Below are 21,851 nucleotides of genomic sequence, written 5' to 3' on the forward strand. Positions count from 1 at the left end.
CGTAATTGCATATTTTCTTCAATTGGCATTCCACAAAACAGGAAGCCTTACATCTTTTATCCTCAGTTGGGTGCTCTTTGCCGTGGTTTTATTTTTGGCGATGTATGCGTTTGCACATCATGACAAAATTGAAAAGAATTAAAGAAGTGGTAGGGAAACTCTTAGATATTATTCTGAGGATGAGTGGTGACAACCTTTCTCTTAAAATCACACCTCTATTCCCCCCTTGAAAATCACCAAAAACATCGCACATTAATAGATAGGTTAAGTACTCAGGCTCATGGTTTGAGGCACATCAAACCTGCGTGAGTATGGAACCTAAGCCCTCAATTTTGCTATAGAGGAGTGTGGGTCATGAATACTCATCTCACCAAATCCAATGGGATTTTTGATGATTTCTTTCGCGGGTTTTCCCCTGCATTTTATGTCAAACCCCTGCATGGCGATGGTCTGCCAGAGGCTGGTCAGTTTAAGGTTGATGTGAAAGAAACCAATAAAAAATATGAAATACACGCGGAGATTCCTGGCGTTAGCAAGGAGAACATTGATATTGCGATTGATCGCAATCTGGTGACGATCCAAGCGGAGATAGCACAGCATGATGAAGATCGTCAGGAAGGAAAATTGCTAAAAAGTGAACGCTACTACGGCTCTGTGTCGCGGAGTTTTACACTGCCCACAGATGTCGATGCGGATCATGCGAAGGCGTCTTATGAGCAAGGGGTACTGGTGCTGACGTTACCTAAGAAAGAAGGCAGCACTCATAAGCATCTGACGGTTGAGTAACGTGTATCAATCCGCGTGATTTCTTTATAACCCCTATTCAATATTTGGGATAGCTAGGCGCTCATTTATTGAACTAGAATGACTTATCCTGTTCCCCCACCCTAGCAGAGAACAGGAATTTTCCGCCATGTCCCCAAGACATGGCTTTTTTTATGGCTGGAAGTCAGGTGGCTTTGAGAAATGACCTCTATGCCTCTTCAGCAAATTTCACTTTTAAGCGGTCGTATTCGGTTAAATACGCTTGGGCAAAATCGGTTTTTTGTTTGTCAGTGAGTAGCTTGCCTGAGAACTGAAAAAAGCCATGTTCTTCTTCCCCCAAGTGATGTTCGATTTCATCCGCCAGTGCTTTGGCATGCGCCAGCCAGCCGGTGTTGCTATAGTCGGTTTCTTCAAGCTTTTCGACCAACTCATCGAGTTCATGATGCTCTGCGATAGCATGACGGGAGATGTTGATGCCTGAGTCTTGAACCAGTAAGGGAATGAGGAAGTGTCTTTCTTCGGCGGCGGCATGCGCGGCTAATTCAATTTTTAGACTGGTGAATAGTTCATCACGCTCGGTACTGTCGCCTTGGGTTTTCAGTAATTTGGCATAAAGGTCACGTTGAATTTCGTGGCTCTGACGCAGTGCTTCGTAAATGGTCAATGACATAACGATTCGCCTTGATCTGAAAGGGATTGAATGGAATGTTTTTTAAACATCGATTCAGAGATACCAGCCCAGCTAACCTAAGTCAATGAAAGGAATAAATCCTTACGCTTTGGAAAGTAAAGGGGGTGAAGGATGTACAGGATGTTACGGAAGTGAGAGATGACCATCACAAACCGTGATGGTCGATGTTAAAAAAACGACCTCATTTTTGAGGTCGTTAACTTTAGATATGATTCAAGGATTCAACAAAAAATATAAATTCTTAATATCAGGCTCCTAAAGTATGTGCTTGCCAATTAAAATACAAATCACCTGATGCAACTGTATTTGCAATTACTTTAAAGCTAGTTGCATTAAGAGTTGATGGGTCAATCCAGATATTACCAAGACCTGCCGCAGTTGGATTGCCACTGATATCAATTGATAACTCTTCTATCTTTGGAGTCACATTCAAATTGTGATTAACAATCACGAAGCTACTACCTGCAGAAAGTTTGCCTGAACCCTTGTTAACGGTGTTGAAACCGGCACAGGTAATGACTTTTAGCCCAGACGGTAAAGAAGACGGCAAGTTCATCCCACCAATTAAGTTCGGGGTCACATGCGATCCTAAAATCGAACATAATCCTGAGTAGCCAGAATCAATGGAAATGCCATAGTTTTGACGGTTTGTAAATTCTAATCCAGCATTTGCATAAAAACCGCCAGTGATATTTACGTTTCCGAAAGCATTACTAACTTGCAATCCGCCGACGGATGCTGTTTGACTGACATTGTTGCATAACACTTGAGTGCCTGACAAAGTGACCGCATCACCCTTTTGCAATTTAATGCCATTGTTCCAGTTGTTCATAAATGAGCCGCCGTTGATTTTTACAACCGAAACTCGACCACCGGATACACCTTCATCGACATACAGGCCATGGTACTGAGTTGTGCCATTGCCACAAGACGATCCCCAACAGTCAGTCATCAAAACCTCAGCGGTGGTGCCTCCATTGGTGCCAATTGCCCACCCATGATTTGCGCAAGTATCACAAAGAACGTTCGTAAAAAAACCAGATACATAAAAGCCTGTTGGCGGATACATCTCTAAACCGTGCTTTTGAGCCCCCATAATGTCAACTTTCGACATGTATATACCTGTTACCCGCAGCAATAAAACACCATCATTAGTGGTATTTGCAATGCTTCCCGAATCAATCCATAAATCTTGAACATTCGTGCTTGGACCAACCAAGACCCCAATATACCCTCCATTAATTTCAAAATTATCAAGGAAATATAAGTATTGCTGTGCCCCGCCATCAAACACAATGCCGTTATAGACATTATCGATACGAATGTCGGATATTCTGACATCATGACAGTTCGATACCGATATCGCAGCCCCACCAGTTTTGGCAACTTTTGATGTTATTGACAGACTACGAATAACATTATTATTACTGAGTGCCGAAACCGTAATAATATCCTGGGTTGCATTACCCGATGTGAGAGTTGTAGCACCTTTCCCTGATCCAATCAGGTTAAGATTGCTTTTATTGACATTGATTGTACTATTCAATAAATAGATGCCTGGCGGGAAGCTTAAATCTCCTGTATTTGCACCAATAGCAGTATTAATTGCAGTAGAAACATCAATTGATGCTGAGCCTGCTTGAACATCAGCAATTTGAGCTGCTGACATGTAATCAAAAACGCTTGTAGCCATGATATAACTCCAATGATTTTATATAGATAAATACAGTTATGAATCAACGCATATCCGCTAAAATGGATAGTGACTGGAACAATTGCTATGCATTAAGAATGATCTCGACTCCTCCTCTTCAGTTATTGTCATGTTTCATACCTTGCTAAATTACTCAACAACCCTTAAACATAACCGCCTCTCCTCCTCCCTCCGCGTGACCAACCCTTGCACCACCTTGCCCCCCGCTTTGTTATACAGCGCTATCCGATTGCAGCCTTCCGTATAGTTGCGCTGGTTGAGCTGGGTCACGATGCTGCTTTTGCAAAATGCAGTAGTACCGATGTTGTAGGCGATATCTGTAAAGGCGTTGTATTGGTTCTGGTTTAGGGGCACCTTGACGCACGACAGCACACCCCGACCTGCGATCAGGACGCGCTCTTGAATCAGGGCATCGCACTCGGCGCGGGTGTAGGTTTTACCTGCAATGACGCCAGCGCCGGTAATGCCTTCACATACCGTCAGCACCCCTGCGATATCACGATACGGTTTGTAGCGTGTGCCTTCGTGCCCTGCGATCAGAGCAATCAGAGACGCACCAGCCAGCACGAGGCTGGCACCGATGGTTTTGGGACTTTGGACGAGCGCTTTAAGCGGCGCTTTAGCAGGTGTTTTGACGGTACTCATTGATTGACTCCGCTCTTTTTCCTCACCCACGCTTCGATCACGCTTGCCCCTGCAATCCCCAAGGCACTGCCGATACCGACCAAAGCCAGTGGTGAGATGTCGGGGATTTGCATGACGATTGCACCCGCAACCAGCGATGAGCCGGAGCCGAGTAAGGTGCGACCGATGAGCAGACGCAGCGTGAGAATTTCATTGCTGGCGAGCACTTTGCCAAGGCCAATCAAGGCGCCAATCACGATGAGCATGAGGCCGTTTTTTTCGTAGTCTTGCATGGGGTTCTCCTTTGAGTATCGGGATAAAAATCAGGCATAAAAAAAGCCCTCTGGCGAGAGCTTTGGGATGTGTTTTGGGATATGTGATTTAAGATCCCTCAGCCACATCCGCACTCGTCACTACAGGCACACTCAATCGATTCACTTGCTCCTGTAGCAAGGTCGCTAATGCCTGCGCGGCATCCAGTTGGTTTTGCAGGTTGGTGAGTGTGGATTTCAGTTGGGTGTTCTCCCCCAAGGCGGCAACTGTTGCAGCACCCAAGGCTTGGCTTAAGTCCACGCTGGATAAGGCGACGGGATCGAGGATGTTTTCCGCAATCACGGTGCCATCTTTGGTCAGTACGTAGATCTGCTGGTGATGGGCGGTGATGGTGCCGTCGGCGTGATGCCGGATCAGGGTTTCGTAAGGTCGGGTTTGCTCTAAAATCGCCATAAAAGACTCCTTAAGCCACGGTGGTGGTTGTATTTAAGATTTGCCAGTTGGTGCCATTGGAGCGGCACGTTTTAGCACCGCCAGTCGCATCGGTGACGTCGATCAGATAGCCGTTGAAAGCAGCTGCACTGGGTAAGGTAGACAGGGTGTATTTGCCCAGACTGGTCGGAGACAAAAAGGATGCACTTCCACTGACCCGCAATTTATCGCCACCACTTGCGCTAGAAGTCCCCATCAAGACTTGCCCCATGGTGGGCAGGAGTTGTAAGGCGGTGACATTGATCCCCGTACCTCGGACTGCGCGCATGATTTCCGTGGTTCCGTTGGCCCAATTGTCTGAGGCTGTTCGCATAATGAATGACCCAGAGGGTGCCAATAGAAAGTCAACGTTCTTTTCATCCACCGCCGCGCCTTTCTTAACGAAGGTCAACTGCGCTTGTCCAGTCGTCGCATTGGAGATCAAGGCACCACCATTGGTAGTACCGTCAATATCGGTGCTACCAACAGAGGTCAATCCTTGCGAGAAGTAACCGCGTCCGACGACGCCGAATTTATCGGCTGAGGGAACCGTATTCGCCCCAACTACGACTTGACCACTGATCGGTAGAAGTTGCAGCATCGACCAGCTAATGCCCGATGATCGTTCCGCACGTAAGATACTATGTGCTGAACTACCAGCGTCGTTCAGACTGCGGATGTCGAAGGCCGCAGTTCCCAAATGGCGAATCTGAATCTTACCTTCATCAACGTTTGCACCTATACGCCGCATTAAGAAATTGGTTTCTACAGCGGTGCCGGATTTAATAGTCAGAGCCCCTGTTGTTCCTGAATCTATAGTGACGCCTCCCGTGGTGGTGATTGCGCCGCCTGTGATGTTTACAGTGCTGGCATTTTGCGTTGCCATGCTGCCGAGGGCAGCCAGTCCACTCGATACTGCGGACACAGAACTGGTGGTGATACTAAGACCTGATGAGATACTAGATACAGCACTGTTGGTGTTATTGATCGCAAGACCAAATGAGTCATAAGCCATGCTGAGTGAACTGCTGATGGCGGAGACAGAACTGGTCGTGACACTCAAACCACTGCTGATCGCAACGCCTGCTGCATTGGTATTGCTCAACGAGACCGTCACTTGGGCAATGGTACTGCTCAGACCACTACTGACTGCTGAAATGGCACTCGTGCTATTGCTGAGGCCAGTGGAGACGCTACTGAGTCCACTCGATACCGACGAGACACCGCTGATGGTCATACTGAGGCCACTACTCAAGGCAGACACCGCACTGTTGACGCTACTCAAGCCACTGGATACGCTGCTGAGCCCACTACTGACCGCCGAGACGGAAGAACGTGCGGTGCTGAGACCACTGGATACGGCGGAGACTGCTGATGTGGTATTGCTGAGGCTGGTTGAGATATTGCTTAAGCCTGCCGAGAGAGTAGATACGGCTGTGTTGGTGGTGGTCAGTCCACTGGAGATGGCAGAGACTGAACTGCGAATGGTACTGAACCCACTGCTCAGGGCAGACAGGATACTTGTGGTGTTGCTCACGGTGGATGCCACTATAGAGAGGCCACTGCTGATGGTTGAAACGCTACTGCTGGCGATACTGAGTCCGCTTGAAATGGCAGACATGCGACTCAGCACCAGCGTGTCAACAAGGCTTGAGGGATCGAGAACCACCACGGCACCGGCAACCAGATCAATCACGGTGCCGCTTTGGGTCTGTAAGGCAATGACGGTTTCACTTATCTGCAATTCGATGTTGGACATAGCGCCTCCAAAACGCGAAAGGTTGCACGGGCGGGCGGGTTCACCACCCCGCTTATCTGGATGCTCAAGGTCAGCACAGCTTGCTCATGCCAGTGCTGGGTGTCGGTGCTGCTGATGGTGAACTGACCGACGTTGTTGACTTGGTCGGGATTGACGGTGAGGGTGAGCGGTGTGGTGCCATGCCGACTACAGACGCTGGCAGTTAAGTGCACATCGCTGGTAATCGGTGCGGCATTGCCTTGCGGTTTATAGGTGCCGGTATAGATAAAGGGATCACCACGGTAGATCGGGGGAAGCATACTCATGGACGTACTCACATAAAAAAAAGCCCCGAAAATCGGGGCTTGGTTTTGGGTTTAATTGGATGATGGAAACGACTCGTGTTTAGCGTGCACGAGCCTTTTAATAATATGTGGTGAATTAAAAGATTTGCGAAAGAAGGAATATAGCAAGCTTAATCATTAACCATGCCAGTGAAATCATGCATGCAAAAGCGCTTAAAAGCATGATAGCCATAACAAGATACATCATGACATGGATGGCTTTTTCTCCAAAACGTCCACTCGCTTCAATCCTCTGTACGATTCGGGCCAAGAAATTTTCTTTATTCTGAGATGCGTACCACTCGTAGATTGCTTCTCTTTTCAGAGGGTCAGTTTCAGTACAGGAACGAATTTCCCAATCGATCGCTGCTGCAACCTCTTCTTTATTGCGCGACTTAAACAGATCGGCGATCTTTTGAAAAAATTCGTGATCCTCTTCCGAGTATTGGTAGGCGATTTTGACGACTGTACGCTTAGATTCTTTAAGGGTAAAGAGCGCCTTTCTGAATAAGCGATCATCATTAATCACAGTGGAGTGGTAAGGGTCAAGCGGATATGATTTAGCTTGAAAATATAGGAAAAGTTGATTCTGGTAGCCGTAATACGCAATCAGCTCATCTTGCTCATCGACCTCCGTGATAATGCCATTACCATTGATCGGGTAAGGTCTCTCCTCAACCATGGTATAAAGACCCGTTTGAGGAGATATCCTCACCCAAGTATGTTGAGACCTGAACGTTAGATATTCTTCAATTTGCTGCCAAACACCTATCGTCACAAACTTATCGTTCATCGTCCTCGGTTTCCTGAGCATTGACAAATCCGCCTAGACCTAAGGATAGTGGAGTCAGCGATTCACTTGTTAACCTTTCTTATAAACTCGATATCCACAATGTCGACACTCAATATAGCTCTTATTGAAATTATTTATTTTGAGCTTACGCCATCCACAACGAGTGCAACTGACATCATAAACTCTATATAAAAAAATTATGATGATAGCGAAGGAAAAGAAAAACAGTCCTAGATCGAGCCAATCAGGAAGATCGCCTAGATAAAAACGGTACGTTTCAGTAATGACGATGTTGGAGGCAAATACAAAGAGCACCGATAACGAATATGCACTCCAGCGACGTTCAACTTCATCAATAATATTATTCGTCTTCAATGCTCTCGCTCCCGTATTATGATCGTCAGCTATCTTCTTTTACTTTTACTATTGAAGTATTCAATAATATCAGAAGTCTTCAGCGTTTTTGGAAAATCTCGAACTCGATCACCTATTGAGTGTAATTGATTTGAAACGTCCTCTAAGGTTGGTGTTACGAAGGTCACTGTTCCAGACTGCCCAGTGAACCCTCCCGCTCCAAACCCTTGACCAATACCTTTTTTATGAGGAAAGGCAATTGAACCAGAGTTAATATTTCCATTCTCATCTTGAGTCGCGGAGATGCTTGCTGAAGGTCCATACCCTGCGTCAAATTCGGCATATTTTGACCGAGCGACTCCTGAAGTCGGTGCGTCGCCTAGAGTCACACCCGCACTGGTTCCAAGTCCTGCATATAACCCATACCCTTTTCCAGAATTTGCTTGGGTTTGGGCATATAAAGATGATCTTGGTCCGTCAAGATTCAACCCAAGCACATAGTTACTACCTAAACCAAGACCCGGAATAACAAGCGCTCCACCACCAGAAACCGTTAACTGCTTGGCGGTCGATAGTGGTTTGGAAGCTTTAGGTATTGGATTGGATGCATTAGGCGTCGCACTCAAATACATCCGTTTTCTGAGTGGTTGAGCATATGTGGTATCTGGGCGCGCTTCATCCTCATAAGTTTGTCCTCTCGGATACACAGCCCCACCGAGATAGGGCTGCTGATCATCTGGTAATACGTTCAAACGATCACCAGTGAGTTCAAAAGGTTGTGTGAATCTCGTTGGACGAGTATTTGATCCCATGATTTAAACCTCATATAAGAATGGACTGATTAAATAAAAAAGCCCCGAAATCGGGGCATGGTTTGGATCAACAACATCATTGAAGACACTTAAGACAGGCGCTTCCAGACGTTGACCACGTATGACGGCTGGACGTTGTTGTGCGGGGTGCCGAGGCCCGATGAGCCGGTATTGCCTGCCCCAGGTGTTGGGTCGGCTGAGGAGTTGGACCATGCCCGGCTGTTTGGCGCTCCAACGCCACCGTTGGTGTGACTATGCGGTCCGTTTTCATCGGTGGTGAGTGCATGGGCGTATTCACCGTAGGTGCTGCCCACGGACTTGGTCCATGCAGGGTCAAGCGGATTGGTGGAGAGACTGACCAAGGTCATGCCTTGGGCAACACGGCTCCATGACCCATAGCCCAAGTCACTGGCAGGGTTGGCATTGCTTTCGGTGAAGTACAAGCCACCGACTTTAATCTGGAGTCCTGCAATCTTGTTGTTCATATCAACACGCAGCGCATCCACGGCGGCTAGCATGGCACTGTTCTGAGTGCTGATGGCATTGGTCAAGGCGGTGGTCTGGTTGGTGCCCAAGGTTGTGAGCGCAGTGTTGTTGCTGGTTTTGTATGCGTCGAAGGTGTCTTTCTGGTTGTTGTATTGGTCTTGCAGGTCATCGACTTCGGACTCCAGATCACTAACCCGACTTTCGATGGTGGTTGAGCCGCCACTTAAACCGTCGATGATACTCTTGGCGACGCTATAGGCATCGGCAATGCCATCCCCTTCGGCAATCAAAACGCCGTTGGCATCTAGTATGCGGATGTAGTACGCACCGCTGATGTAGATGGCGGCTGAGCCGGCATCATCCAGCAAGACGGGCCATGTATTTTTAAAGAGTCGGTCTGGGTCGCTATAAGTGTCGAGCGCGACAGTGCTGCTGCCTGCTTGATAGGCTTCGACACGACCACCGATCAGAGGGCGACCGAGTTTGTCAAAGGCTTGAAAACGGGGGGCGACGAGAATTCCTGCGGTTGCAGCCATAGTGTGAGTCCTGTTGGGTTTGAGGCAATAAAAAAGCCCCTAAAAGGGGCTTGGTTTGGTTGATATATGAGAGTGTCTGAAGCTTGATTGGAGAACGATTTTCGGAGGAATAAATTAAAATCAGCTACGCGTACCGTATCATTTCCTCCTCCATACCCTCCAGTAACTCCCACCCATGAGACTCTATTCTTTTCAGTTTTTCAAACTGTTCCTTTTCAAAGATCCTCTCTAACCGCTCATGACCAATCACATTGAATTCTCGAAAGAAAAATCTAAAGATCATACGACCCTCCCAGATTGTATTGGCACGAATGATGTCGATGATGTCATCCCGAATGAGATCCAATACTTGAGGTGCGGTTTGTTTAAAGATAAGAATAAGGGCTTTCAACTGCTTATTATCACGGCCTCTTAAAACATAATCCACATACAAATCACTCATGTCTTTGCCATTTCGGATTTCCTCCAAGATACGCTCTATAGCCTTATCAAGCCTCTGTTGCTCGGTTGTTCGTGCAGCATCGTAGTCCAAGAGTGCTTGCTTGATTGCATCAGACAAATCAACTTTTGCTGCGAAAGGGTCAGCCGCAACGGTTCTAAGTGCCTTTAAATCATCTCGGATTTGCTGGATACCTGCCAAGAACTTTTCACGAGCAGGTCGAAGTTGATCCATGCATCTCTTGTTTTCTTTAGCTTCTTTAAGAAAGACATGTCTACGATAGAGCGCAACAATTAAATAAAGGACCCCTAAGGGCAAAGCGTAATACACGATCGTCTTGATATCCATGTGTAACACCCCAAATTGACTATTGTCTTAGAATATAACGTATTATCGGTTGCGTTGGTTATACTCACGCGCAGAACCTGTCGTGATTGCAGGTGTCAATCCAGCCGAAGTGACTCCCAAACGATCAAGAAGCTCGCTTTGCGCACCTGATAAACCCGCATACGCAGCTTTACCATTTTTAACAGGACTGGCGACACTGCCTTGTAAGGCTTTTTTGGCGGCGGATGTTTGAAATAGACCCGTCACACCAGCTTCTACTGGTTTTCTAAGCCACAAAGGTTTTGCAGCAAGTCCAGCAGCGCCAACGGCTACCTTTTCGGCGATGGAAACAGGAATTTTTGTTTTATCGACTACAGTGCTCAAAGGCTTATCTTTAAGCACTCTAGCCGCCCGTACAAAACTTTGCAGTTCTTCAAATTGATCTGCTCCAAAGATTCGCCTTAACTCCTTCATCCGTAATTTTTTTTCAGCAAGCTTGCCCGTGCCTTCAAAAGTATTCGATAACAACTTAATGTTAATCTCCCCATTCGATTCAATGCTGTTAGACAACAACTGATTAATCTCAGCACTGCGGCCTTTATTTGCTTTAGTACTTGCCCCAACATCTGTTTTAAAGCGTTTCAGTCCATCCACAATTTTTTTGGTGTCGGCAAGGAAATTGTCACTCAGGGTTTGACCTGCGGGTTGTTTTGCAAGCACTAATTCAATCTCGCGTTGTTTAGGATTTGTCACACGTTGCAACTGCCCTGTTGTGGCAGTCATCCCATTTTTCAGGATATCGACTTTATTAGCTACAGCTTCTGCATTCAAATCTCGGCCTCCCTTAACGGTCTGAACTGCTTCTTGATGCAAGGTCTGATAGACTGGTTTTGGCACGTTATCAGGATGAATCCCACTTAGCTTGAGTGCATTATCCAAGTTTGCCGCTGCCTCCTCTGCAATCCGCGCTTTTGCAGCCACCCCAGACACCAGTCGCGTAGCTGTACCCGCTGCCATTTTGACTGCAGGTGCAATCACTTTTTCACCGAGTGCCCCACCAATGACATTGCCGAGTGCACCAGATTTCATGTTATCCCACAACTCACGCCCATCTTTGGCATACTGCATAGCACCCGTTCCTGCACCGACCGCTGCCAATTTACCCATCACGTTGATTCCGATAGGAGACAGTATTTTGGCACCATTGAAGGCTTGACCTCCAAATAACATTGATGGGGCTGCTGCCATACCATTGCCGAGTAGCGATCCCCAATCAATACCCGTTTGCCCATTTGCCACTCGAGAGTCCTCGTATTCTTTGTTGTAATCATTAAAATCTTTCTTGGCACGCGCGAAACGATCCGTCCGTAGTGCTTGGCGACCCATGATGGCATTGAGCCCTTTTGATCCTGCATCTTTTAGATGCTCTTCCAGCTCATAAATGCCACCCAATCCATTGGCAATGCCATGGTTGACACTGCCAAGAAATGAGGTATCCAATTGTTCTTTTTCGGGCATTTTATATTTGACATCCAGCCCTTGCGCACGTCTTTGCAAACGATCGTAAAGATCTGTGACACTAGGGTCGGTAATGTTCAGGTTGAGTTTTTGAGCAATCTCCGCCTTGGTCAAACGGTTTGCAGGCATATTTCGGCGAGCATCTTCAATCGTACGTTGAGAACTTATCGGCAACTGCGTGAGAGGTTTGGCTTTAGTCACGGGGATGGGGAGCACATTCTGTTGCTTCCGATATTGATCTAAACGATCCGTGGGGAGTATCGGTGCCTTGGACAGTTTGTTAATCTGACCAGATAGTGTATCACCGAGATAAGCCACGCCTTGATTGGCATAACCAGCATCATGTTGTAATCCTGCCTTGAACGTTCGATCTGGGTTTACAGCAATCTGCGATGCAGGTTGGTCATCACTCACTGGTAAGTGCCTGAGATAGTCGTTATATACCGCTTGTACACGAGAGTCTCCAGAACCTAAACCCATTTGTTGTGCAATGTACATGACGCGCAGATGTGGATTGTCAATTTTCGCTCCTGTGTTTTTCGCAAGTGTAGCGATGTCGTTCATGGCTTGTGGACTATTCAGATCGATTGGTGTTGATTTCAATTGATTTGGACCCATGTGTCGTTCCTCGTAATTAAAGAAGGGATGAAAGATCATCAAGATTCAGACGTGTTAAATGAGACCGATGCTTGGTAGCATTGGTAGGGATGATTGGGTTGGTCGTTAAAATAGATTTTTCAGTAAGTACTAGTGTGTCATCGAAGTCAGAACCGTCGGCAGAATATTAAGTATTCACTCTCATCCGACTAATCTTAAAATCCAAAGATCTATTCAATCAGCATGGCTATAAACGACAGAAATCTGTCCGAAAAAAGGAAGAATAATATTATAAATGGCAACCACAATATAATCGTGAGGATCAATATGGGAATAAATGAGATTTTTGGCCATATCAATAAGGTGACTTTCCAGATCGGAGTCTCTTTTTCTCGCTCTATCGCGGAGTATTCCATATCAAGGGTGAGGCGTTTCACCAGATCAGTTTCCATAAAGCGACTCACCTTCCACTGCATCTTGTTGGCAACGCTGTCTTTATCTTTAGGCCGCAGCAGATTGGTAATACTTTCCAAAACATCTAACCTCACAAGAGACGGTCTATAGGCAATTCTGAGGACTTCCTGATCAAATTGTTTGAGGATGAAGAGCGACTTTCTATAGAACCGACGATGCAGGATTGCACTGGAATGATAAGGATTTAAGACATAAGACTGATGCCTAAAAAAAAGATTGAGTTGCTGGTTATAGGCATATAACGCAATAAGTTCATTGCGACTATCAACCCATTTCATATCAGCACTGCCGTTGCTCAAGAAAATCAAATACTCTTGCTCAATCAGGGTGAAAACTCCGGTGTCGGGGAACAACCGTACACATGTATTCTCAACACCTTCAAGCTTGATTGTGACAAATCCATCATTCACTGTTTTCACTTTCCTTAATATTGCTATACCGACCTTAGCTCAATACTAGCGGAATCAATGGGCTATTGTCAGTTTTTCTGACCATTTGTAAAACATAAAATTTCTGTGATGTTAGAGAGCAATAAAAAGCCCCTATAGAGGGGCTTTTTATTGCATACGAAGTTTGATCAACCTTAAGACTTCAGTATTAAATCCCACGTATAGGACTCCAAACGCTTCAATGCCTCAAACTGGGCAGCTTCAAAAATAGTCGCCAAACGCGTATGTCCGATCTCAATCCAAACCGTAAGCAGTTCGCGTAGTTGAGTGAGGTCGTTACCTACCGCAAACGAGCGGATATGATCGATGACCTGATCGCGAATGAGGCTGAGTACTTCGGGATCATGCTCTTTAAAGATGCGGATCAGCATCGCCAATTGCGCAGGCTTACCAGCCAGCACTTGCTCTTTGAACAGCACGGTTATCTCTTCTGACAGGTAGCGCTCATCCAGATCGCGGGTGTCAAAGTCATCTTTATGCTCGGCATACCATGCATCAAAATCGGCACTATCGCGGATATCCAGCAAAACAAGCCCCAATTCAGATAGGGATTGCGATGACAGACTTGCTTGTACAAAAGCGGCTTTGGCGTTGATCAATTCTTCTTGCGACACGGTATCGCTATCTAGACTGGTCGCATCGACAATGGTCTGCTCGACCTGTGCTTTGAGTTGATGCAGTGCGGTGTTAGCAACGCGATCGGTTGATCCCAGTAGCGCAGCATCCAGACGGGTAAGCAGGTCACTGGCCTGACTTAAACTTAAGTCCTGTACCAGATAGCGCTCTAGGTGATTGCGAATCGCAGACGGCAGGTAATCATAGTTCGGGCCAAGCTCGCTCAGCACATGGTTGACGAAGGCCACGGAATCAATCGCAAACTGCGCCCCAGCCAATGCCTGCGCGGCTTTTAAGTCAGCGGCGACTTGGGCGACCAAGGCTTTGCGGATTTTGAGCAATGACTGGCGGATGGCTTTGGACACGTCGCTGTCGGTGGTGACTTTGAGCGGATCAGGGACGGTGACACGTAGTTTGGTCAAGTCGTCGCGGATGCGCTGGGTACTAGCAAGGAGCTGATCCTGAGCATTTTTTTGTGCTTTTGCTTGGTTGCGGCGTACTGAGGTTTCGGCCATGAAGGCGAAGACCAGACTCACGATCACCAGTACAACCAGCACCCCAATCACGTATTCCATTTGAATATCCAATTTAATCACTACCTTATAATATAACCGATTCTGAAGAGGGCTTTAGGCTTGATTGTAGTACGGTTTAGGTAGATGGGTAAATTTAACGCGTTTTAAGGGCGTATAAAAAAGCCTACCGCGTGGGTAGGCTTTTTATACGCTTCATATCATCAATCCGGGACAGTACTTTTCTTCACAAAAGCGCCACGCACAAAGTGACCTTCAAAAGCATGTCCGTTTGCCTCGGTCACGACCCCATATCCATCCATAAGACCCTGTTTAAAAGTACCCATATAATTAGAGCCATCCGACCATGTTCGGGTGCCACTCCCCGTTGCCTCGCCACCGACAAAATCGCCTTCATAGCGATCGCCGCTGGTCCAGATGATGCGCCCTTTGCCTGTCCGCTTACCGTCAACAAATTGCCCGACGTATTGGTCGCCATTCGCCCACGTATAAGTACCCTGACCCGTCTGTTTGCTCTCAGAAAAGTCACCTTCATATCGATCGCCACTCATCCAAGTCATTGTGCCTTTGCCTGTCTTTTTACCATCGATAAACTGCCCCTCAAAACGATCACCATTGGCCCAGATATACACGCCATGACCCGTCCATTGATCATTGAGAAACTGTCCTATATAACGATCACCATTGATGCGTGTCAGAATGCCCTGCCCCGTACGTTTTCCCTGAACAAAGTCACCTTCGTAGCGCTCGCCGTTCGCCAAAAGATAGATCCCTTTACCTTGCATTTGGTCCTCAACAAAGTCGCCTTCGTAGCGATCACCAATCGCCCACTTAAAGATGCCTTTCCCTGTTCTCTTGCTATCAACAAGCTGCCCGTCATAACGATCGCCATTGGTCCATAGATACGTGCCTTGACCAGTCCGTTCACCTGCCAAAAATTGCCCGTCATAACGATCCCCATTAACCCACGTAAAGACACCGTGGCCTTCGGGCATATCGTTGATCGCTTCACCTTCGTACCGGTCACCATTGCGCTGTATCGCAACTCCTTTACCTTCAATGAGGCCATTCTTCATCTCGCCGTGATAGGTCATGTCTTTACGGATGATGTCACCAAACGTAATGTCTCCATGATTGAAGTGACCTTTCATGATATTGCCATTATCAAAAGTCACGATCCCCTCCCCATGAGGTAAACCCTCGCTGACTTCGCCTTCGTATCGATAATGCAGTGTCGGCCACGTCATGTGTGCATGACCGGTCTGGGAGCCGTTTAAAAATACGCCGTCTTGATGTAAATAGAGCTGTTTGCCATCAAACCAATCCAGTGACCCTGTACCGCTGACCCGTCCATTTTGACAAGTCCCCTGCCAGACCATGGTTGTTTGCTTTAGTGGGATTTCATCCAGGATATGCAATGCAGCACATCCTTTCTCATCTTTGACCCATGTGGGCTTGGCAAAGAGATGTTCTGAACTGATCAGCATCATTGTCATGACCGCATATTGCGTAAAGCGATTCATACCAGCAACTCTCATGGGCGAGTGGAAATAAGCTTAAGGGTGACTATCAGTAAACTCCATATAGCCGTCAAAAAATATCCAGCCCTCTTTGCCATCCGCGGTTTTCACTTTATAAACCATACTATCCTTGTTATAGCTTTCTTCCTCGACATCAAGTCGCATACCCGAAGGTAATATGGCGATCTGATTCTCTTTAATATCACGTTCTGTCAGCGCATCGTGTCGCTTCACTAAAGGCGTATCTTTGCCAAGAACAACCGTGCCTTCCGAACGACTACATCCCGTTAAAAACAACGAAATCAAGAGACATATACTCGTCATCTTGCCCATGGTGCACTATTCCCTTTTGCAGGTTTTATTTTTGGATGATCAATGGTCTGAAATAATAACTGCATGTTATAAATCAAAATGTCCCAATGGTTTTTTTGGATATTTTCTCCGATAGATATATATCCCAGCGCCTGATAACAAAAACGAACCTAGATATAGAAACATATAGCGGTTAATTTCATCGTTTTGCTGTTCAGTCACATAAGCAATTGAGCCATGGTTATTCAGTTTAATAGAATACGTTGCATTTGGGGTTTTGGAACCCTCGTGGTGGTACTTTTCAAATAAACTCGTATTCTTGAATATACAAAAAACTGCGCTTCCCATCATCACAAAGGAAAAAGCAAGAATATAGTAGTATTTCATCGGCTACCTTCTTTTACTTTTACTGTTGAAGTATTCAATAATATCAGAAGTCTTTGGCATTGTTCCGATGAGTATAACCTTCAGATTCCTCCCAAAAACCGATATAGAAACTTGCATAGAGGGATGATGAGAAAATACAAAGCGACTATGATCCACCCAACGATATATAGCCACCATATTGCCTTGTATAAGGCTCTACCAATAGGTCCACCATGTTCTAACGCATCTAGGATTCTCGATAGGAAATCTTTCCTGTATATGTCCGACAACCCTTCGAATAGTTCTGTCTTTTTTTCAGAATCAGTTTCGGTAAAAAAACGAATCATCCTATTGATGCTCTCCGCCACTTCCTCTTTATTTCGGGGTTTGAGCATCTTCGCGAGATTTTCTAAAATATTGTTGTCCTCAAAATCGTGTTTATAAACGATTCTTAATACTTTCCTCCTGGAGTGTTTGAGCAGAAAGACTGCATTCAACAGCCCTTCGACAAAGAATGCTTTTGAACGATGGGCATCTATAACGTAGGATTGATGCTTGAAGAAAAGATAGAGCTGATTGTTATATGCGTAGAGTGCAATCAACTCATCACGCCCATCCACTGCTTTGATATAGCCCCAGCCATTGAAGGCTAGATAAAGGTCTTCTTCAACTTCGGTATGCAGCCCTGTATCTGGAAACAATTTCACCTCCGTATAGGCATACGTTTCTAGCCCTAGAGTGTGCTGAACCCAGAGTATCACAGAGGCATCATTCATCGCCGCCAAGCTTCCTTCAAACACATGCAGGGAGACTCAGAGTCCAACACAGCGCTGACTTTGTCAAGCTGAAGAAACGCTTTTTTAAATAGCCAATCACGGCGTTTTTGGAATGATTGGCAATTTCCCACCGCTTTCCAAGAACTGCTGCATTTGCTGACGCTCCTCTGCAGTCATCGATAATCGCTGGCCAGAAGAGTCCCCCTCTGTCTCGCTGTAATTAACACGCGCCCCTTGACCTAATGATAGTGGGATTAGCACTTTATTGTAGTCCTCTCGAGTCTTTCCAAAGCTTTTTCTAGCTCTTTGAAAAGCCCTTTCAGAATCTCTTAAAGGATTAAATGTAAGAACCTCTTTACGTTTATTTTTAAAATCTTTTATTTCATCTAATTTCTTTTGCCAATGCTGCTGGAATGGTACTATCGCCTCTCGTTCTTTCTTACTGATGAGCGCAGGCCCTGACCATCTCTTCCATAGATTTCGAATATCTGAGGCTTTACTCAGCGCTTTTTCACTTTCAAGACCGCGTGCAGCACCTTTCCATATACCCGAATAGATGGCTCGACCAACCCCCATATTACCAGCCGCCAAAGAAGTAAGTTCCCCTGCTTTATAAGCACCTGACTTTCGATCAACCCCTCCATCAATATCAAGTGCCGTCCGCAAATTATCTCCAAAACCAAATAATAACGAATCACCCAGACCTGCTGAAAAATCGACAACATTTTGTGGCAAGGCGGGTAGATCATTATATTTTGGCGGCTGTTGTCTAAATGGATACGCACCAAAGCTGCTGCGTTGCTGGCTCATGATTGGATTTATAGGTACGTTTCCCTTCTGACTTGCAGTTGGATGTCGATTTATAGCTAATGCATTCAGATCATCAATGGTCAGCTCTCTAGGCGGAACAGATTGTGTTAGACGTGTATTTGATCCCATTATTTAAACCTCGCGCCAGATTGATTGATAAGGGCAATAAAAAAAGCCTACCGCTTGGGTAGGCTTGATGCGTTTTGAAAACCAATTCCAGCTATTTAAACTCATACTTATGGCTGAAATCAAAGCCATTGATAAAGACATCCGCACGATAAAGACCATCTATCCCGATACTTAGTCGATCGCCATCGCAGGGTCTTATATGAACTTCGCTTTCATTCGTGACCCCATGTAAGACAAGTTTTAGCATATAAAACTCTGCTAATGGAATATCAGTTCCCCAAGGTTCGATACTGACTGACTTAGGAAACTCGCCCACTCGTTTTATAACAAGAATCATATGATTGCATTCCCCATAAATTCATTGATTCATCGCCACGCATGATCTGCTCAAGGCGAGGACAACCATCCTTTGTCGCTATCTGAATCCATACTTATGAATTAAGCTAATATCATTAATGATGACATCTGCGCGATCAATATCATCTGTGGAAATATAGAGCTCACCGCTAGAACACTCTAAATAAACTTCGCTTTCATTCGTGACCCCATGCAGTACAAGCTTGAGTTCCTCCTCCTCCTCTAAAGAAACAGGAACCGCCCAAGGTTCAATGCTGACCCCTTTAGGAAACGAATTTTTCCGTTTTATAACAAAAATCATATGACTCTCCCAAGATTTTTTTACTCACCACCGCGTCGAATCCTGTCAAGGAGTATAGCTCGCATATAAGGCGTAGGTTGTGCCAAAAGGGGATCCCGCCTTCCTTTCTTTGCCATCTCCTCAGCCCCGAATCTCAAATAATAGTTACGCATATGCTCAAGGTCAGAAGCAGGAATTCTATTTAGGATTTGATTAGCTCGACTACTATTCATTATGGAGTTTTGATAGAAAGCTTGATTTGAGCCCGTTTTCCATTTAATGATATCGCCTGCGTCTCTTCCAAATGTTAAGCCACTGGCTGGTAATCTCTTCCAATCTTTAGTGAAATTTAATGGACCCTGAAAAAATGATGTTTCCTCTGGCGCTCTGACGGCAAGTCCTGCTCTAGCCACATTCTTAACCATGCCTAAGGGTGCTAGTGTCGCGACATCCGACAAAAACGTTGATCCCAATCGATCCGTTACACAATTCCCTGTAGGGCACTCATTCACAATTCGAGGCTTGGGCTGAGAAGGTGTTGGACTCAAATACATCCGCTTTCTCAGTGGTTGGGCATATGTGGTATCTGGACGTGCTTCATCCTCATAGGTATTGCTACTAGGGTATACAGCACCACCGTAATAAGTTTGCTTATTCGGCAGCAATACGTTGAGATGTTCACGGGTCAACTCGAAGGTTTGACCTTGTTTCGGTTGCCATGTATTGGATCCCATTATTTAAACCTCGTGCCAGATTGATTAATGAGGGCAATAAAAAAGCCTACCGTGTGGGGTAGGCTTGAGTAATGTATTTATTCAGCTGATAGGTGAAGGTATTCTTCTGTTAACCACTTCTGTGCTAATGCTCTTTTGTGTCGTCTTTTGTAGGTGGGGGATCAACTTCAAAGAAATGGGCTAACGCCATACATACTGATACAAACAAACAAATCAACAAGTTTTTCTTAATCTGAGTCCCAGATGAAATACATGCTCTACTGTCCAGTAAACATGATGGTATAAATACTATAAGACAAGTCAATAAACCAATTAAAAAACCCCTAGTCAAACTCATTAAATAGGGATGCTTTTCTGATTTAAATTCGGGCATCAGGAAAGATATCGCCACAACTAAAGCGATAACTAAAAAATCAACCATCACCGACTATCCTCACACCCTAAATTTTCAAGGTTTTTTTGATGATTTATAAGGTGTATCAGGCTCATTATAGGGCTGCTCTAATGAATTAAGATACTCTTGCGCCGCGCGTTTCAATATAGCTGTCTTCATAAATATATCTAAACCGACACGATTTTCCAAATTTTTGTATAAATTGGACCATGACACAGGTGTAACACCAGCTGCCGTCGCTAAACCCGCGTTTAATACTCCTGTAGCACTACCTAAAGCACCCGCCTTTAAAGTCTGCTTATAGTCAAAATCTCCCCCTTTTACTTTTTGACTAACAGCATTGAAACCACCTCCCCCTACAGCACCACCCAAAGCGCCTTGAGTCATTGGAGGCAGCGCTTTATACCCACTCGCTGCAGTTCTCGCTCCAGTCATCACGCTATCCGCAATTGCAGGTACAGCCTCAGTACCAGCGACTGCGCCTAGACCTACAATATATGGGCTAGCGGCAACACCCGCGCCTATCGCCGTTATATTACGCAGATTCGCTTGCTGGTTTAATGCTGCGGCATAATTTGGATCCCTTGCAAAGGCACTCATCGTTCGAGGAAATAGTGCTCCTAAAGGATCAAAACCTCTTGATGGCCTAGCCATGTTATTTGTTGGGCGAAAAAAAGCATTGCCTCCACCGCCCTGTTGAACAGGCTGACGATCCTTAAGTAATACGTTGAGATGGTCACGGGTCAACTCTAAGGGTTGATCCTGTTTCGGTTGCCATGTATTTGATCCCATTATTTAAACCTCGCGCCAGATTGAGTGATGAGGGCATAAGCCTGCTCAAGTGTCATGCCATTGTCTTTGGCAAATGCAGCGACCGTACTCGGTGCAACGACTGCGCCTGCATAAATGGGATTACTGGGCTGATCGCTTTGCTCAGGAATATCCCGCACAGTTGCCAGCGATGTGTAACGATCAGTCAGGCGATTGTAAGAACCCAACTGCGCGCCACCATCAACTCGCTGACTCTGAAACTTCGGCATGGGGTTTTCATACACTTGGTCTGGGTCAGCGCTGCGTGCCCGAAAACTCTGTACATAATCAGGCATGTTGTTAAGATTAACTGGCATTTGTGCTTTGACCGAGTCCGCAAGGGTTTGCGGCCAGAGTCCTGCTTCGGTGCCACCATCCAGCCCCTGCATCAGGGTCATGGGTGAGACGTTGTTTGGATAGCCGCCGAGATGTCGAGAGAGGTTCGCTGAGCCGATGGTGGTATTTTTGAGCTGCGCAGCGCGTAGATTTTCCTGAGATTGCTGATCTTCAAGTCTAGCTTGCTGTGCCAGCGCATTCCGTTGTTCGATATATGGTAAAAGCGTACTGGCCAAACCCGATTGCTGGGCAAGGGCTGCGACATGATCCATATTGAATTGACCCGTCTTCGCATCGTAGATGTCGGGATTGCTCATCAGCATATTGAGTGCTGAGGATTGACGCGCCGCTTTGATCTGGTTGCCCAGTGCCATTCCTTCAGAGAGGGATTGGGCAAGGTCGATTTGGGGGACTTTGACGTCCAGTAAACCTGAAGTATTGATCGCCATAGGTGTGATCCTTAAGTTGTGTACT

24 protein-coding genes are annotated in these 21,851 nt (G+C 46.0%); 1 reads left to right on the forward strand and 23 read right to left on the reverse strand.

Annotated features, from left to right (window positions below; translation table 11 throughout):
- Positions 1 to 354: 354 nt before the first annotated feature.
- Complete coding sequence (locus HYN46_RS13895) at positions 355 to 786, forward strand: Hsp20/alpha crystallin family protein (RefSeq protein ID WP_114899937.1); 432 nt, start codon at positions 355 to 357, stop codon at positions 784 to 786.
- A 187-nt stretch (positions 787 to 973) separates the two neighbouring features.
- On the opposite strand, the gene HYN46_RS13900 is transcribed toward HYN46_RS13895, so the two are convergent.
- From HYN46_RS13900 to HYN46_RS14015, 23 genes are all read right to left on the reverse strand, one after another.
- Positions 974 to 1,435, reverse strand: coding sequence for a hemerythrin domain-containing protein (locus HYN46_RS13900; protein ID WP_114899938.1), 462 nt, complete (start codon positions 1,433 to 1,435; stop codon positions 974 to 976).
- Positions 1,436 to 1,703: 268 nt separating this feature from the next.
- On the reverse strand, positions 1,704 to 3,149 hold the full coding sequence (locus tag HYN46_RS13905; RefSeq protein ID WP_114899939.1) for a right-handed parallel beta-helix repeat-containing protein: 1,446 nt from the start codon (positions 3,147 to 3,149) through the stop codon (positions 1,704 to 1,706).
- Positions 3,150 to 3,299: 150 nt separating this feature from the next.
- The gene (locus tag HYN46_RS13910; protein WP_114899940.1) at positions 3,300 to 3,815 is read right to left on the reverse strand and encodes a lysozyme; all 516 of its coding nucleotides are present in this window, start codon (positions 3,813 to 3,815) and stop codon (positions 3,300 to 3,302) included.
- Complete coding sequence (locus HYN46_RS13915) at positions 3,812 to 4,087, reverse strand: phage holin family protein (protein WP_114899941.1); 276 nt, start codon at positions 4,085 to 4,087, stop codon at positions 3,812 to 3,814. Before HYN46_RS13915 ends, HYN46_RS13910 begins: the two co-directional genes overlap by 4 nt.
- Before the next feature lie 88 nt (positions 4,088 to 4,175).
- Positions 4,176 to 4,520, reverse strand: coding sequence for a hypothetical protein (locus HYN46_RS13920; RefSeq protein WP_114899942.1), 345 nt, complete (start codon positions 4,518 to 4,520; stop codon positions 4,176 to 4,178).
- Between the two features lie 10 nt (positions 4,521 to 4,530).
- Complete coding sequence (locus tag HYN46_RS13925; protein ID WP_114899943.1) at positions 4,531 to 6,297, reverse strand: autotransporter outer membrane beta-barrel domain-containing protein; 1,767 nt, start codon at positions 6,295 to 6,297, stop codon at positions 4,531 to 4,533.
- Positions 6,273 to 6,602 (reverse strand): hypothetical protein, encoded by a 330-nt coding sequence (locus HYN46_RS13930; RefSeq protein ID WP_114899944.1) that lies wholly within the window; start codon positions 6,600 to 6,602, stop codon positions 6,273 to 6,275. Before HYN46_RS13930 ends, HYN46_RS13925 begins: the two co-directional genes overlap by 25 nt.
- A 115-nt stretch (positions 6,603 to 6,717) precedes the next feature.
- Complete coding sequence (locus tag HYN46_RS13935) at positions 6,718 to 7,413, reverse strand: hypothetical protein (RefSeq protein WP_162818212.1); 696 nt, start codon at positions 7,411 to 7,413, stop codon at positions 6,718 to 6,720.
- Positions 7,414 to 7,817: 404 nt separating this feature from the next.
- Positions 7,818 to 8,579 carry a hypothetical protein gene (locus HYN46_RS13940; protein ID WP_114899946.1) on the reverse strand — a complete coding sequence of 254 codons (762 nt, stop codon included), beginning with the start codon at positions 8,577 to 8,579 and terminating at the stop codon, positions 7,818 to 7,820.
- An 89-nt stretch (positions 8,580 to 8,668) separates the two neighbouring features.
- Complete coding sequence (locus HYN46_RS13945) at positions 8,669 to 9,601, reverse strand: phage baseplate protein (RefSeq protein ID WP_114899947.1); 933 nt, start codon at positions 9,599 to 9,601, stop codon at positions 8,669 to 8,671.
- 124 nt (positions 9,602 to 9,725) lie between these two features.
- Entirely contained in the window at positions 9,726 to 10,388 is a 663-nt protein-coding gene (locus HYN46_RS13950) for a hypothetical protein (RefSeq protein WP_114899948.1), read from the reverse strand.
- Positions 10,389 to 10,430: 42 nt separating this feature from the next.
- The gene (locus HYN46_RS13955) at positions 10,431 to 12,503 is read right to left on the reverse strand and encodes a hypothetical protein (protein ID WP_114899949.1); all 2,073 of its coding nucleotides are present in this window, start codon (positions 12,501 to 12,503) and stop codon (positions 10,431 to 10,433) included.
- 209 nt (positions 12,504 to 12,712) lie between these two features.
- On the reverse strand, positions 12,713 to 13,366 hold the full coding sequence (locus HYN46_RS13960; RefSeq protein ID WP_114899950.1) for a hypothetical protein: 654 nt from the start codon (positions 13,364 to 13,366) through the stop codon (positions 12,713 to 12,715).
- Positions 13,367 to 13,539: 173 nt separating this feature from the next.
- Entirely contained in the window at positions 13,540 to 14,595 is a 1,056-nt protein-coding gene (locus tag HYN46_RS13965; RefSeq protein WP_114899951.1) for a hypothetical protein, read from the reverse strand.
- Between the two features lie 161 nt (positions 14,596 to 14,756).
- Positions 14,757 to 16,076 (reverse strand): MORN repeat-containing protein, encoded by a 1,320-nt coding sequence (locus HYN46_RS13970; protein WP_162818213.1) that lies wholly within the window; start codon positions 16,074 to 16,076, stop codon positions 14,757 to 14,759.
- A gap of 33 nt (positions 16,077 to 16,109) precedes the next feature.
- Positions 16,110 to 16,406, reverse strand: a complete 297-nt coding sequence (locus HYN46_RS13975; RefSeq protein WP_114899953.1) for an SH3 domain-containing protein — start codon at positions 16,404 to 16,406, stop codon at positions 16,110 to 16,112.
- A 446-nt stretch (positions 16,407 to 16,852) separates the two neighbouring features.
- The gene (locus tag HYN46_RS13985) at positions 16,853 to 17,527 is read right to left on the reverse strand and encodes a hypothetical protein (protein ID WP_114899955.1); all 675 of its coding nucleotides are present in this window, start codon (positions 17,525 to 17,527) and stop codon (positions 16,853 to 16,855) included.
- Between the two features lie 96 nt (positions 17,528 to 17,623).
- A complete protein-coding gene (locus tag HYN46_RS13990; protein ID WP_114899956.1) occupies positions 17,624 to 18,466 on the reverse strand; it encodes a hypothetical protein in 843 nt (280 codons plus the stop codon).
- A 91-nt stretch (positions 18,467 to 18,557) separates the two neighbouring features.
- A complete protein-coding gene (locus HYN46_RS13995; protein WP_114899957.1) occupies positions 18,558 to 18,803 on the reverse strand; it encodes a hypothetical protein in 246 nt (81 codons plus the stop codon).
- A 78-nt stretch (positions 18,804 to 18,881) separates the two neighbouring features.
- Positions 18,882 to 19,124: a hypothetical protein gene (locus tag HYN46_RS14000; protein ID WP_114899958.1), complete on the reverse strand. Its 243-nt coding sequence runs from the start codon at positions 19,122 to 19,124 to the stop codon at positions 18,882 to 18,884.
- Positions 19,125 to 19,144: 20 nt separating this feature from the next.
- The gene (locus tag HYN46_RS14005; RefSeq protein ID WP_114899959.1) at positions 19,145 to 19,837 is read right to left on the reverse strand and encodes a hypothetical protein; all 693 of its coding nucleotides are present in this window, start codon (positions 19,835 to 19,837) and stop codon (positions 19,145 to 19,147) included.
- A 448-nt stretch (positions 19,838 to 20,285) separates the two neighbouring features.
- Positions 20,286 to 21,023 (reverse strand): hypothetical protein, encoded by a 738-nt coding sequence (locus tag HYN46_RS14010; RefSeq protein WP_114899960.1) that lies wholly within the window; start codon positions 21,021 to 21,023, stop codon positions 20,286 to 20,288.
- Positions 21,023 to 21,826, reverse strand: a complete 804-nt coding sequence (locus HYN46_RS14015) for a hypothetical protein (RefSeq protein WP_114899961.1) — start codon at positions 21,824 to 21,826, stop codon at positions 21,023 to 21,025. The genes HYN46_RS14010 and HYN46_RS14015 overlap by 1 nt, the downstream gene beginning before the upstream one ends.
- Positions 21,827 to 21,851: the final 25 nt, after the last annotated feature.

The organism is Aquirhabdus parva (assembly GCF_003351745.1).
In the GTDB taxonomy this organism is placed as follows: Bacteria; Pseudomonadota; Gammaproteobacteria; order Pseudomonadales; family Moraxellaceae; genus Aquirhabdus; species Aquirhabdus parva.